This is a genomic window from Comamonas sp. A7-5 (assembly GCF_039581385.1).
Classification (GTDB): Bacteria; Pseudomonadota; Gammaproteobacteria; order Burkholderiales; family Burkholderiaceae_C; genus Comamonas; species Comamonas thiooxydans.
In genome coordinates, this window is record NZ_JBCPWO010000004.1 from 446,613 (window position 1) to 459,667 (window position 13,055).

Consider the following 13,055-nt stretch of genomic DNA (forward strand, 5'->3'; position numbering starts at 1 on the left):
CTTTGCTCACGGTATGACCTGGGCTTTGGTGCATGATGCGGCTTCGCTCGCAGCGCCGGGAACCTTGTCGGTGCTACGCAGTCTGAATTTCAGAACGACTACCATTTCGCGCATGAAGCTGCTGATTGATTTCTTCCCCATCATCCTGTTTTTCGTGGCCTTCAAGGTCTGGGGCATTTACACCGCCACAGCCGTGGCCATTGCCGCCACTGTGGCGCAGATCGCCTATCTGCGCTTCAAGACCGGCAAGATCGAGCCCATGCAGTGGATGAGCCTCGGCGTCATCGTGCTGTTTGGCGGCGCCACTTTGCTGGCCCATGACGACAACTTCATCAAATGGAAGCCCACGGTGCTTTACTGGCTCATGGGCGGCGCGCTGCTGATCGGTCAGCTGGTGTTCAAAAAGAACCTGCTGCGCTCCGTCATGGGCGCGCAGCTGCAACTGCCCGACGCCATCTGGCTCAAACTCAACTGGGCCTGGACTGCTTTCTTCGCCGCCATGGGCGGACTCAACATCTGGGTAGCCTATAACTTCGACACCGATACCTGGGTCAACTTCAAGCTGTTTGGCGGCATGGGACTGATGGTGGTGTTTGTGATTGCACAAGCCATCTACATGAGCCGCTACCTGCCCCAGGACGGCGTGCCCAACGCGGCCGAAGCCAAGGACAAGCAGCCATGAGCGTAACCATCAGTGCCCAAGCCATGGACGCCGCCCTGCGCCAGCGTCTGGCCCCGACCCGACTCGAAGTCATCGACGAGAGCTATCAGCATGCCGGTCATGCCGGCGCCAACGACAGCGGTGTGGGCACGCATTTTCGCGTGCGCATCGCCGGCCCTACCTTTGATGGAAAAACCCGCGTGGCACGCCACCGCCTTGTGTATGATGCACTGCAAGACTTCATTGACCAGGGTGTTCATGCCATCGCCATTGAAGTACTTTGAGAACGCACTGTTCTGACCACAGGCTCCTTGACGGGAGCCTGTTGCGTATGGACTGAACTTCACTCACTTTTCTCAATCACAACTCGAATGAGCATGAAACAAAAGCAACTGGCCCGCATCGTGGCCGCCGCTGTTCTGGGCGCAGCCGCCCTGTCCGCCTCGGCCCAGAATGTGGCCATCGTCAATGGCAAGGCCGTTCCCATGGCCCGCGTCAATGCCTTGAAGACCCAGATCGAAGCCAGCGGCCAGCCCGTTGTGCCCGAGATGGAAAAGATGATCAAGGATGAAGTCATCGCGCGTGAAATCTTCATGCAGGAAGCCAACCGCCGCGGCCTGGCCGGCTCCGAAGCCTACAAGCAGCAGATGGAAATGGCACGCCAGACCGTGCTGATCCGCGCGCTGTTTGACGACTTCCGCAAGAAGAACCCCGTGACCGATGCCGAAGCCAAGGCCGAGTACGACAAATTCGTCGCTGCCAATGGCGGCAAGGAATACAAGGCCAGCCACATCCTGGTGGAATCCGAAGACCGCGCCAAGGCCATCATTGCCGAGGTGAAGGCCGGCAAGAAGTTTGAAGACATCGCCAAGAAGGAATCCAAGGATCCCGGATCGGGTGCCCGTGGCGGTGATCTGGACTGGGCCAACCCCAACAATTACGTACCCGAGTTCACCGAAGCCCTGATCAAGCTCAAGAAGGGCGAGATGACCGACGCGCCCGTCAAGAGCCAGTTCGGCTGGCACATCATCCGCATGGATGACGAGCGCCAGGCCGAAATGCCCAAGTTCGAAGATGTCAAACCCCAGATCACGCAACAGCTGCAGCAGCAAAAAGAGCAGCAGTTCCAAGATCAGCTGCGCAAAAGCGCAAAAATCCAGTAACATGATCTAACGTCAGTACCTAAAAGTACTGGCCAGACCATCACCCAAGCCCGCGTCAAGCGGGCTTTTTTTGTCTCACCGCGGCGGATCCGCTATATATTTAGAAGCATCCTGCCCAGACTCGGCATCATCCGGCTGCGTTTCCCCATGCTTTCGCGGGCGGCAATCCAGCGGCTTGCCTGCGATGCCAGAGGCTTTGTCCGCCCCCTCTTTTGCAGCTTGCGTATTGCCATGCACCTCAGCCGTCAAGGGGCATAGCGGCAATTGCGCGCTTGACCTGGAGATCTGCGGCGCCATGGCCTCCGCCGCGGCAGCAGGTTCTGTGGTCTCATCGCTGCGGGATGGCGCTTTGGCAGCCGACTTTGCGGAGCGCGCCAGGCTGGCAGAGGCTGCCGCACCCGGGGCCGGAGCAGCCTCTGGCCGCTGCACAGGGGCTGATGCAGCTATAGATGCTTCCATATCCATAGCTTCTGGTGTTTTCCCTGCCTGGATTCGAGTCTTTTTTTCCGTGGATTTCTGCGCCAGCGCCGCCGCGCCCGGAGCCGATTCCACCATGGCGGCGCGATCCGCACCCTCAACTGCCGGAGCCGGCTGCGATTCAGCTGGCTGGGCCACTGCTTCGGCCCTGGAATCTCGCTCGCCCTCCTTGTCCAGCCCACTCCACCAGGCGGCGTGCTGCAGCATCAGCCAGCCCACCAGCCCGACAGCCGCCAGTCCGCCCAGCGCATGACGCAGCCAGAAGCGCTCATTGGCGGCAGGCTTGTCCATAGGCTCCGTGGGCTCCTGCCCCACAGCTGCCGCGCGCTGGCGTGCGCGCTTGAGGATGGCTGCGCTGCTTTGCGCACTGGGGCCACGATCCTCTGCCACGGCCTCGTGGTAGAGCTCGCGCAGCGCATCGGGCTTGTCGTCGCCAGACGGGTTTTCGGGGTGCATATTCATGCCAGTTCCTCCAGCGCGGCGCGCAGTTTGGCACGCGCATAGCGCAAGCGGCTTTTGGCCGTTTCCTCGGCAACGCCGGTGGCCTGGGCAATTTCGGCCAGCGTCAGATCAGCCTCGACCTGCAGCAGAAAGCACTCGCGCTGCTCGGCCGGGAGCCGGGCAAGCGCTGCCAGGATGGCCTGGGCCATGAGTTGACGATCGAGCTGCTGCTCGGGCTCAAAGCCCGAGGCCGCAAACAGGCTTTCGGCCAGCCGCATGGACTCTTGCGTGTCTGCCGACAGGCTGATGCCCGGCCGCTGCCTGCGCCAGTGATCGACCAGGCGGTTGTGCGCCATGGTGAACAGCCAGGTCGTGAACCTGCTGCGCACCTCATAGCGGCAGGCGCAGTCCACCACGGCAAGCCAGAGGTCTTGCGCCAGATCATCGGCCAGCGCAGCATCGCCCGTGTTGCGATAGAAATAGCGCCATATGCGCAGGCTGTGCCGGGCATAAAGCGTCTCGAACGCCGTGGCCTGCCCTGCGGCATAGCTGCGCATCAGGGCTTCATCGGCGAGTTGGGCTTGGGCAAGCGGCGGTGCAAGCATGCCCGCGATTATGCAAACTCCGCAGCCCACTTTGCTCAGTTGCGCGGCGGGTCCGGGACAAAACCATTGTCGCCAGGAAAGGGATTGGGCACGCGCGGCTGCGGCGGCCGTGGACGAGGCTCGCGAATCACGCCTCTGGCGACCAGATTGGCATAGCTGTCGTAACGAATGCGCACCATCTGCCGGGGCTGGTCTGTATCGGCCTCGAACTCCACCTGGGTGACTTGCGAGCGCTCCACCGCGCCATGGCCCGTGCCTAGCGAGGGGGCCGGCGAGGCCGATGGTGCCCGGCGCTCGGCGCTGCGGCTCTTGCTGGCGGCCTGCGGCACGGCGACATCCGCCGCAGCAGATTCAGCCGCCGAGGCACTGGCCTGCGCTTGCGGCTCATGGAGCGGCCCCTGATAGGCAGCAGGCTCTGGCAGCTTTTCACGGTACAGTGCGACCCCGATCACGCCCACATCCTGCGGCCTGCCGGTTCTGGCGGCATAGGACATATCGCTTTCGGAGAAATAGAACGCGGCCACGTTGTCATTGCTCTTGCGCCAGCCCCGCACGTCATAGCTGTCGCCCGCATCCAGCACATAGCCGCCTTCGGCGCGAGAGCTCGCCGTGCGGCCATTGATGGCATTGACCCCGTCGACGCTGATGACGCCCATGATGCGGCGGCTCTCGAGGTTGCGGATGCGCACCGCATAGTTGGCACCGGGGCGGCCCACCACCCACAGCTCTCCCTCGTGACTGTACTGGGGCAGTACCCGGCCCGTGGCACGTTCGATGATGCTGACCTGGGCCAGCTTGTGGTTGCCGCGCGTCCAGGCCGAGGCCGGCGCGGCGGCCACCATCGCGACAGCGCAGAGCAGAGAAGCGCGCAGCAAACGGCCGCGCGACAGCAAGAAACCTGGAACCGGGGGTTCGATATGGACAGACAACATGGACAAGGCCTCCTCAAGGTACAGCCACAGCGGCGTGAAACAAACTTGTCGGAGGCTGAAACGCAGCAGCAGACGCAACGGGGTCAAGACAGGCACTCTGATTTGCAAGCATTTGCAACACAGCTTTGCGCTGCAGTTCTGCCCCCGCCGCTGCATGTCTGGCACAATCGCGCTCGCTGCAGCCCAAGGCAGGCAGCAATGCTGGGGGTGTCCTGACCAAGACCGGTCAGGGCTGAGAGAGTCCCTTTGAACCTGATTGCGCAAGCGGTGTCTTGACCACCGCTTGCCCGAGATCATCCTCGCGCAGGGAAGCTGTCCAAGGTGTCAGACCGCGACTGGCCATGTCTTTGCTGGCTCGCCGCGCAAACCATGCGGCCCCCTGCTTCGTTTTTCTGGCGGAGCATTCATGAATTCATCTTCTTCCACATCGGCCAATCGGGCCCTGGCCCCGGTGACGGCTAAGGAGCGCGTCTTTGCCTGGCGCGACCATGCCTCGCTGTGGTTCAGCCTGGGCGTAGGCCTGCTGGTCATGCAGATGGGCGCCTATCTGCTGCCCGCGCTCAGCCCGCTACATGCGCTGATCGCGATAGCCATCGGCTCGCTGATCGGTGCCGGTCTGCTGGGTTGGGTGGGCAAGCTGGGCTGCGACAGCGGCCTGTCCAGTGCAGGGCTGATGCACAGCGTCTACGGCCGCCACTTCGCACGACTGCCTATCGTGCTCAACATCATCCAGCTGCTGGGCTGGGGCAGTTTCGAGCTGGTGGTGATGCGTGACGCCACCGTGGCGCTGGGCAAACAAAGCGGCATCATGGGCGCTGCCTATTGGCCCTGGCTGGCCACTCTGCTCTGGGGTGGCGTGATCCTGCTGCTGATGAGCGGCTCCATGACCACCCTGGTGCGCCGCATCATCTCGCGCGTAGCCTTGCCGCTGGTGATTGCCTCGCTGCTGTGGCTGAGCTGGCAATTCCTCAAAATGGCCGGCGTCACGGGCCTCGGGACCTTGCTGGCCCGCGAAGGTGCAGGCGGCATGAGCATGCTCGGCGCCGTCGATCTGGTGATCGCCATGCCCATCAGCTGGCTGCCGCTGGTGGCCGACTATGCGCGCCACGGCAAAAGCGGCAAGTCCGCGCTGACGGGTGCCTGGACCGGCTTTGCCCTGGCCAATATCTGGTGCTACTCCCTGGGCGTGCTGGTGGCCCTGACCCTGCCCAGCGAAGACCTGGTCACGGCCCTGCTGCTGGCCCAGGGCGGGCTGATTGCCCTGTCGCTGATTCTGATCGACGAGGTGGACAATGCCTATGGCGATGCCTACTCGGGCGCCATGTCGGCCCACAGCCTGCAACCTGGCTGGAGCATTCGCCGCTGGGGCCTGCTGATCGCGGCCCTGTGCACGGCACTGGCCATGGTGCTGCCCATGCACAGTCTGGAGCCGTTTTTGCTGTTGCTCAGCTCCTGCTTTGTGCCGCTGTTCGGCGTGATGCTGGGTCGCCTGGCCTTTGGCACCGATGCCGTGCAACTGATGCAAAAAGCGCCCGCCATGCGCTGGGATGCCGTGGCCATCTGGGTGCTGGGCATTGCCTTCTATCACCTGCTGCCCTATGTGAGCACGGCCCTGGGCTCGGCCCTGCCCACGCTGGCGCTGACTTTTGTGGTGGCTCTCGCCACACGCCAGCTGCAGCCTCGCTCCGTTGCTGCCTGACTGAAACTCAAAGGCAATAGCATCACACGCGCGGTAGAAAGGCTCTGCAGCCATCTCCTCTGTTCTTACTTGGCGCCCGCCGCCTGCAGCATATGAACCACGGCCTTCTGCCCGCGCTGGCGTGCATGGGCCAGGGCCGTCACCCCATCCTTGTCAGGCAGATTCAGATCCGCCTTCGCGTCGATCAAGGCCCGAATGATGGCCTGATGGCGCGGCCCGCCGTCGCTGAGCACCACGGCTTCCATCAGGCAGGTCCAGCCCAGCCGGTTGACATGGTTCACATTCACGCCGGCGGCGATCAGCGCCTGGGCCGTTTCCAGATGGCCGCGCTCGCAAGCCGGAATCAGGGCCGTGCCGCCATAGCGGTTGGTGCTCTTGAGATCGGCGCCATAGGAAATCGTCATACGCACAATCTCCAGCCGGCCCTGCGCACCGGCCAGCAGATAGGCGCTGTCCTGCATCTGGTTCTGGATATTGGGGCTGGCACCGTGCATCAGCAGCGATCGCGCCACCTCGATATGGTTGGCCGCCGTGGCCAGCAGCAATGGGGTATTGCCCCGGGCGTCCTGCACGTCGACAGGCGCGTTGCCAGCCAGCAGATTGCGCACCGCCACGGCATCGCCCTGCGCGGCAGCGGCCAGCAATTGCTGGCCCAGCATCTGAGGATCCCCGGCTTTTGGCGCCGCAGCGGCGGCAGGTGTTGCAGCCGCTGCAGTCGCCGATGCCCTACTCTGGCAGGCCGTGAGCAGGGTCGCGGCGGCCAGAGCCGTCAATGCAAGCGTCAATCGGGTGGTCAACGAGGCACGCCCATGGGCGCTGGTTGGCTGGTTCATGGCATTCCTTTATGGCTGTCGGGTGTTCAGCCCCTGTCAGCTTTCTACAGGAACTATAGCTAGCCACGCAAGTCCGATGGGGGTTACAGCCTGTTTTCAATCGATAAAAGGAGAATCTGCCCCGTGCCTTGCAACCGCTGGATCCGCACCGCCGCCACTTCAAGCCTGATCGCGCTGGGTGCGCTCACCGCCGGCCTGCTGCCGGCCCTCGCACAAGCCCAGGAATTTGTCAGTATCAAGGGCAAGACCGTGAATGTGCGCGAGCAGCCCAACACCCGCTCCGCAACCCTCTGGGAACTGAGCAAGGGCTATCCGCTGCAAGTCACCCAGCGCAAGGGGCAGTGGCTGCGCGTGAAGGACTACGAGTCCACGCTGGGCTGGGTCCACGCCCCGCTGACCAGCAAGAGCCCGCATATGGTGGTGACGGCGCGCACGGCCAATCTGCGCTCCGGCCCCGGCCAGAAGCACAAGCGCGTGGGCAAGCTGGAGCAGCATGAGGTGCTGCAGACTCTGAAAAAGCAAGGTAGCTGGGCCCAGGTGCAGCGCAGCAACGGCCAGAGCGGCTGGGTGGCCAAGAATCTGGTCTGGGGCTGGTAAGCCCTGCAACACGAACACCCAAAGCAAAGGCCTGCAGCAGCAGGCCTTTTTTGCGGGCGCCGTAATCAGCCTTCGACGATCAGCTGTGCACGCGGCGCATAGCCATGATTGAGGGGGCCGTGACCCTGGCCGGTATAGACCTCGGCTCCCGCCTCGATGGCGCCCAGAATATAGCGGCGCGCCTCGGTCACTGCGGCCTCCAGCGCCAGCCCCTGAGCCAGGAAGGAGGCAATCGCCGACGACAGCGTGCAGCCCGTGCCATGGCCGTTATGGGTGACGATGCGCTGCGACTGCAGGCGCAGATAGTCGCCGACCTGCTGGCCTTGCCGGCCCAGCACATCCATGACCAGATCGCCGCTCAGATGCCCGCCCTTGAGCAATACGGCCGGCGCGCCCATGGCCAGCAGATCGGCCACGGCCGCATCCAGCGCTGCAATGCCGTCGATGTTGCGACCCAGCAGCAAAGCTGCTTCATCCAGATTGGGGGTAATCACCGTCGCCAGCGGGAACAGCTCCTGGACCAGCGCCTGTGCCGTCTCGGGAACGATCAGGCGGTCACCACTGGTGGCCACCATCACGGGGTCCAGCACCACGTTCCTGATACCGTGGCGACGGATCGCATCCGCCACCACGCTCACCACATCGGGGGTTGCCAGCATGCCGATCTTGACGGCATCGACGCCTATGTCCTGCACAACGGCATCGATCTGGCCGCGCACGGTATCGAGCGGAATGCCGTGAATACCCGTCACACCCAGCGTGTTCTGCACGGTGATGGCCGTGATCGCCGTCATGCCGTAGCAGCCCAGAGCCGCACAGGTCTTGAGGTCGGCCTGGATGCCGGCGCCACCGCCGCTGTCCGAGCCGGCTATGGAGAGCACGCGTGCATAGCGCTTTTTTGCGGCGCCGGAGATGGAGGAAGAAGCAATCACTGTCATGGCAAAAATTATCGCCCATGCGCATGGTCAATGCGTGCTGTTTGCGGTTGTGCTGTAATGTCCAACGGACGAAACAGGGGTGTCCCGCAGGCAAGCAGCCTGTGCGGACTGAGAAACACCCTGGGGCTGCGCCAGCCACGGGCTGCGCACCAGAGCACCATCCGTGCCCTGTGCCCCCTGCACCCGATCCAGGTCATGCTGGCGTGGGGAGTTTCACAAGCCGCAAGGCATGCCGCGTTTTGTCCTGCACATGGCCCTGTTCCTGTGTCCGGATGGAAAACGATTTGCACATGTCATTGCTACAAGCTTCTTCAAAGATCGCAATTCTCGGCGGCGGCCTCATGGGCCGTCTGCTGGCTCTGGCCCTGGCCCAGCGCGGTCACGCCATCGACCTCTATGACGCCCATGGCCCGCAAGGCGATGGTGCTGCGGCGCGCGTGGCAGCCGCCATGCTGGCGCCGCTGGCCGAGTCGGCCATTACCGAGCCCGGCGTGGTGCGCATGGGCCAGCATGGGCTCAAGCGCTGGCCCGAGCTGATAGCTCAGCTCGAGCAGCATGTGTTTCTGCAGCAAAACGGCACGCTGATTCTCTGGCACCGCCAGGATCAGGGCGATGCGGCACGCTTTTTCGGCCTGCTGGAGAAAAACCGGCGCATCAACCCCAGCCTGCCGGCCATGCAGGAGAAGACCGGCGCGGCACTGCAGGACTGCGAGCCCGCGCTGCAGGGACGCTTCAACCAGGCCGTCTATCTGCCCGGCGAAGGCCAGCTCGACAACCGTCAGCTGCTGACGGCGCTGGTCGACAAGCTCAGCGCCCTGGGCGTGCAGCTGCACTGGGACAGCCCGCGCGAGGTCGGCGACTTCCGTCCCGGCGAAGCCGGCCAGCCCGACTTCGTGTTCGACTGCCGCGGCCTGGGGGCCCGCAGCCAGTGGAAGCAACTGCGCGGCATTCGCGGCGAGGTGGTGCGCATCCATGCGCCCGAAGTCACGCTGCAGCGCCCCACACGCCTGATCCATCCGCGCTACCCCATCTATATCGCGCCCAAGGAAGATCATCTGTTCGTGATCGGCGCCACCGAGATCGAGTCCGACGATATGTCGCCGGCCAGCGTGCGCTCCACGCTGGAGCTGCTGAGCGCGGCCTATACCGTGCACCCCGGCTTTGCCGAAGGCCGGATTGTGGAGATCGCCACCCAGTGCCGCCCCACCCTGCCCGATAATCTGCCCGCCGTGCGCCTGCTGACGCCGCGCGTCATGGAAGTCAACGGCCTCTACCGCCACGGCTTCATGATCTCGCCCGCCATGCTCGACGTGGTGCTGGAGCTTGTGGACCACAACGACTCGCCGCTGGCGCGCGAGTTCGATGTCGCCGTGCATCGCAGCTGAGCCGCGAGCCCGAACTTTGGCGCACAGCACTTGCACCCCCTGCGCACGCAAGCGCCGCCGTGCAGAGGTTTAACTTAGCACCCGCTTTATTTTCCGTTTCATGCCATGAAGATCACCCTCAATCAGCAAGCCACCGAGCTGCAAGCCCATGCCACCGTGGCCGATGCGCTGGCGCAGATGCAGGCCAAGCCCCCGTTTGCCGTGGCGGTCAACACGGTGTTTGTGCCCAAGACGCAGTACGCCGACCATCCGCTCAACGAGGGCGACAGGATGGAAGTCATCTCTCCGGTGACAGGCGGCTAGAAATGAATCCCCCTGAGTCGCTTCGCGCCTTCCCCCAGGGGACGACACCCTCGCGGCGAGACGGCTCTTGCTCGGTGTCACTGACTTGGCACATGCCTGTTTGAGGCTCACTGGGCTTCACGCCCATTGCGGTACAAAGACAAGAGATATAGATAAATCATGAATACAAAAACCACCGACGACACCCTGGTTCTCTACGGCCAACGTTTTGAAAGCCGCTTGCTGCTGGGCACCTCGCGCTATCCCTCGCCGGCGATTCTCGAAGCGGCTGTGGAGCGTTCCAGGCCCGCCATGGTCACGGCCTCGCTGCGCCGCCAGGGCAGCAATGCGGCCGAGACCGGCGCCAGCTTCTGGGAGCTGCTGCGCAAGCTCAATGTGCCCGTGCTGCCCAACACGGCAGGCTGCATGACCATCCAGGAAGCCGTGACCACGGCCCAGATGGCGCGTGAAGTCTTCGACACACCCTGGATCAAGCTGGAGCTGATCGGCGACGACTACACGCTGCAGCCCGACACGCTCAATCTGGTGGAAGCTGCCTCCATCCTCATCAAGGACGGCTTCCAGGTCCTGCCCTACACCACCTACGACCTGGTGCTGTGCCAGAAACTGGTCGACGTGGGCTGCCAAGCCGTCATGCCCTGGGCTGCGCCCATAGGCACCGGCCGCGGCCCCATCAACCCCTATGCCATGCAGATGCTGCGCGAGCGCCTGAAGGTGCCGCTGATCGTCGATGCCGGCCTGGGCCGTCCCTCCCATGCCTGCACCGTGATGGAATGGGGTTATGACGCCGTGCTGCTGAACACCGCCGTGGCCCTGTCCGAAGATCCCGTGGCCATGGCCGGAGCCTTCTCCGATGCCGTCAATGCCGGTCACGCCGCCTGGCGCGCTGGCGCCATGGCGGAGCAGAACGCCGCCCAGCCCAGCACGCCCGTGCTGGGCACCCCTTTCTGGCATCAGGAATAAAGGCCGGCCCATGGACTCCGCAGAAATCAAGGCCCTGGCGCAAGCCATCATCCACCAGCACAGTGCCAATTTTGGCGCCCAGTTGCACCACGATGCCAACTCGGTCGAGCTGACGCCCCAGCCCGTGCCGCCCGCGCTGCGCCAGGAGCCCGCCTATCTGGCTGCGCTGGAAGCCTGCAGCCAGCTGGGCTTTATCGCCGTGGATGCACAAACACTGGCCCAGGCCTGGCAGTGCCAGAGCGAACGCACCAACCAGTTCGATGTCACCCACTGGCCCGACGCCCCACGCGACTTCGGTCTCGGCAAGGCCGACCCGGCACTGGCTTTTGCCCATTGTCCGCGCGAGCTGGGCCTGTATGGCGTGCTGCCCACGGCCGAATGGGTGGGCCGCATGGCCCGCGCGGGTGTGCCCACGGTGCAGCTGCGTTTCAAGTCCGGCGACAGGGCCGCCGTTGCACAAGAGGTCAAGGCCGCTGTTGATGCCGTCAAGGGCACGCAGGCACGCCTGTTCATCAACGACCACTGGCAGGCCGCGCTGGACGCAGGCGCCTACGGCATCCATGTGGGCCAGGAAGATCTGGACGTGATCGGCCAGCGCGATCTGCAGACCATCCGTAGCTCGGGCACACGCCTGGGCGTCTCCACCCATGGCTACGCCGAGATGGTGCGCGCCCATGCGGTCCAGCCCAGCTATATCGCCCTGGGCGCGGTCTTTCCCACCACGCTCAAGAAGATGGCGACAGCCCCGCAAGGACTGGCGCGGCTGGCGGCCTATGTGCGGCTGATGCAGCAATACCCGCTGGTGGCGATTGGCGGCATTTCCGAGGACCTGTTCCCCGCCGTGCGTGCCACGGGCGTGGGCTCGGTGGCCGTGGTACGCGCCCTGGTCAACGCCCCCGATCCGGAAGCTGCGGCCAAGCATCTGCTGGCGCGCATGCAAGCTGCTGCGTGAATCCACGCACTACTAATTCAATAGCTTGGAGCGCTTGAAAGATAAGAGCTACCAGCTATTTTCACTTAAAGCCACAGATCCATCGCGCCTGAAAAACTCGGCGCATGAAATACCGCAGATGACAAGACTGAATGCCCGCAGCCCGCGGGCATTTTTGTTTTCCGTCGCGCCGCAGCCCGCATGACTGCTGGGTTTTCTTGATCGGCGCAAGCCCTCTTCGCGTTAGAAGCGGACACACAGGTGACAACCCTGAGTCCCGCAGTTGCGGCACAGCCGGTCCCACACGCGACAATGGGGCGGTTACCAGTCACGCATAAGACAGAACATGGACGAGCCAATTCTTAGTATGGAAGAACGTGAGGCGATCAACTCTGGTCGCTGGTTTTCATCCCTTTCGCCCTCTTTGCGGCACGACATTCTTCGATGCGCTTACGTCAAACGATACAAAGATGGCATGCTCATCTGCGCTCGCGGCGAACCGCCCGAGGAGTGGATTGCCTGTGCACGTGGCGCGGTGCGGGTCAGCTCCACCTCCATCACGGGCAAGCAGATCACGCTGACCTATGTGGAGCCGGGCATCTGGTTCGGGGATGTGGCGATTCTGGATGGCGACAAGCGCACGCACGATGCCTATGCCCATGGCGAGACCACGCTGCTGTGCGTATCCAAGGCGGACTTCAAGCGCATTCTGGCAGAGCATGTGGAGTTTTCCGAAGCGATCTTGCGCCTCAATGCACGCCGAGTACGTCAGCTCTACGGTCTGGTGGAAGACCTCAACACCTTGCCGCTGCGCGCGCGCCTGGCCAAGCAGCTGTTGCACCTGACGCGCAGCTATGGCGTGATGAGCCTGTCGGACAGCAACGAGATCCGCATCGGCCTGCATCTGGCGCAGGAGGAGCTGGCGCAGTTGCTGGGCGCCTCGCGCCAGCGCGTGAACCAGGAACTCAAATCCATGGAGCGCGAGGAAGTGATTCGCATCGAACCGGGTGGCCTCATCGTGCGCGACCGGGTGACGCTGCTGCGTATTGCAGACACCGACCACTGATTCACCCCCTGAGCGGCTTTGCCGCTTCCCCCTCTCTCGCTTCGCTGCGCTTGCGGGAGGG

General features: G+C 63.6%; 15 protein-coding genes and 1 riboswitch. Of the genes, 10 read left to right on the forward strand and 5 right to left on the reverse strand.

The features are described from left to right. The first annotated feature begins 112 nt into the window (after positions 1 to 112). From AAIL67_RS10160 to AAIL67_RS10170, 3 genes are all read left to right on the forward strand, one after another. Entirely contained in the window at positions 113 to 682 is a 570-nt protein-coding gene (locus tag AAIL67_RS10160; RefSeq protein WP_003061281.1) for a septation protein A, read from the forward strand. Beyond that, positions 679 to 945 (forward strand): BolA family protein, encoded by a 267-nt coding sequence (locus AAIL67_RS10165; protein WP_343483909.1) that lies wholly within the window; start codon positions 679 to 681, stop codon positions 943 to 945. Before AAIL67_RS10160 ends, AAIL67_RS10165 begins: the two co-directional genes overlap by 4 nt. Positions 946 to 1,038: 93 nt before the next feature. After that, entirely contained in the window at positions 1,039 to 1,824 is a 786-nt protein-coding gene (locus AAIL67_RS10170; protein WP_034358635.1) for a peptidylprolyl isomerase, read from the forward strand. A gap of 75 nt (positions 1,825 to 1,899) precedes the next feature. Here the strand turns inward: AAIL67_RS10170 and AAIL67_RS10175 are convergent, their stop codons facing one another. Genes AAIL67_RS10175 through AAIL67_RS10185 form a run of 3 tightly spaced genes read right to left on the reverse strand, consistent with a single transcriptional unit; the run spans position 1,900 to position 4,279 of the window. Then, a complete protein-coding gene (locus AAIL67_RS10175) occupies positions 1,900 to 2,763 on the reverse strand; it encodes a hypothetical protein (protein ID WP_034390764.1) in 864 nt (287 codons plus the stop codon). Further along, positions 2,760 to 3,347 (reverse strand): sigma-70 family RNA polymerase sigma factor, encoded by a 588-nt coding sequence (locus AAIL67_RS10180; protein ID WP_034358513.1) that lies wholly within the window; start codon positions 3,345 to 3,347, stop codon positions 2,760 to 2,762. Before AAIL67_RS10180 ends, AAIL67_RS10175 begins: the two co-directional genes overlap by 4 nt. A 35-nt stretch (positions 3,348 to 3,382) precedes the next feature. Next, on the reverse strand, positions 3,383 to 4,279 hold the full coding sequence (locus tag AAIL67_RS10185; RefSeq protein ID WP_343483911.1) for a hypothetical protein: 897 nt from the start codon (positions 4,277 to 4,279) through the stop codon (positions 3,383 to 3,385). 406 nt (positions 4,280 to 4,685) lie between these two features. Here AAIL67_RS10185 and AAIL67_RS10190 point away from each other — a divergent pair, with 406 nt between their 5' ends. Continuing rightward, positions 4,686 to 5,978: a cytosine permease gene (locus AAIL67_RS10190; RefSeq protein WP_343483912.1), complete on the forward strand. Its 1,293-nt coding sequence runs from the start codon at positions 4,686 to 4,688 to the stop codon at positions 5,976 to 5,978. 65 nt (positions 5,979 to 6,043) lie between these two features. Here the strand turns inward: AAIL67_RS10190 and AAIL67_RS10195 are convergent, their stop codons facing one another. After that, positions 6,044 to 6,811 (reverse strand): ankyrin repeat domain-containing protein, encoded by a 768-nt coding sequence (locus AAIL67_RS10195; RefSeq protein ID WP_343483913.1) that lies wholly within the window; start codon positions 6,809 to 6,811, stop codon positions 6,044 to 6,046. Between the two features lie 123 nt (positions 6,812 to 6,934). Here AAIL67_RS10195 and AAIL67_RS10200 point away from each other — a divergent pair, with 123 nt between their 5' ends. Next, positions 6,935 to 7,408 carry an SH3 domain-containing protein gene (locus AAIL67_RS10200; protein WP_034358521.1) on the forward strand — a complete coding sequence of 158 codons (474 nt, stop codon included), beginning with the start codon at positions 6,935 to 6,937 and terminating at the stop codon, positions 7,406 to 7,408. A gap of 65 nt (positions 7,409 to 7,473) precedes the next feature. Here the strand turns inward: AAIL67_RS10200 and thiD are convergent, their stop codons facing one another. Then, on the reverse strand, positions 7,474 to 8,346 hold the full coding sequence (gene thiD, locus AAIL67_RS10205; protein ID WP_343483915.1) for a bifunctional hydroxymethylpyrimidine kinase/phosphomethylpyrimidine kinase: 873 nt from the start codon (positions 8,344 to 8,346) through the stop codon (positions 7,474 to 7,476). 65 nt (positions 8,347 to 8,411) lie between these two features. Continuing rightward, positions 8,412 to 8,573, forward strand: a riboswitch (TPP riboswitch). Positions 8,574 to 8,636: 63 nt separating this feature from the next. On the opposite strand from thiD, the gene AAIL67_RS10210 reads away from it, so the two are divergent. The 5 genes from AAIL67_RS10210 to AAIL67_RS10230 all read left to right on the forward strand — a co-directional run bounded on the left by AAIL67_RS10210 (position 8,637) and on the right by AAIL67_RS10230 (position 12,994). Then, positions 8,637 to 9,731, forward strand: coding sequence for an FAD-dependent oxidoreductase (locus AAIL67_RS10210; protein ID WP_343483916.1), 1,095 nt, complete (start codon positions 8,637 to 8,639; stop codon positions 9,729 to 9,731). Between the two features lie 105 nt (positions 9,732 to 9,836). Beyond that, positions 9,837 to 10,034, forward strand: coding sequence for a sulfur carrier protein ThiS (gene thiS, locus AAIL67_RS10215; protein WP_343483917.1), 198 nt, complete (start codon positions 9,837 to 9,839; stop codon positions 10,032 to 10,034). Between the two features lie 159 nt (positions 10,035 to 10,193). Next, positions 10,194 to 10,997, forward strand: a complete 804-nt coding sequence (locus AAIL67_RS10220; RefSeq protein ID WP_003061258.1) for a thiazole synthase — start codon at positions 10,194 to 10,196, stop codon at positions 10,995 to 10,997. Positions 10,998 to 11,007: 10 nt separating this feature from the next. Then, positions 11,008 to 11,949, forward strand: a complete 942-nt coding sequence (gene thiE / locus AAIL67_RS10225) for a thiamine phosphate synthase (RefSeq protein ID WP_343483918.1) — start codon at positions 11,008 to 11,010, stop codon at positions 11,947 to 11,949. 325 nt (positions 11,950 to 12,274) lie between these two features. Continuing rightward, complete coding sequence (locus AAIL67_RS10230; RefSeq protein ID WP_034349335.1) at positions 12,275 to 12,994, forward strand: Crp/Fnr family transcriptional regulator; 720 nt, start codon at positions 12,275 to 12,277, stop codon at positions 12,992 to 12,994. Positions 12,995 to 13,055: the final 61 nt, after the last annotated feature.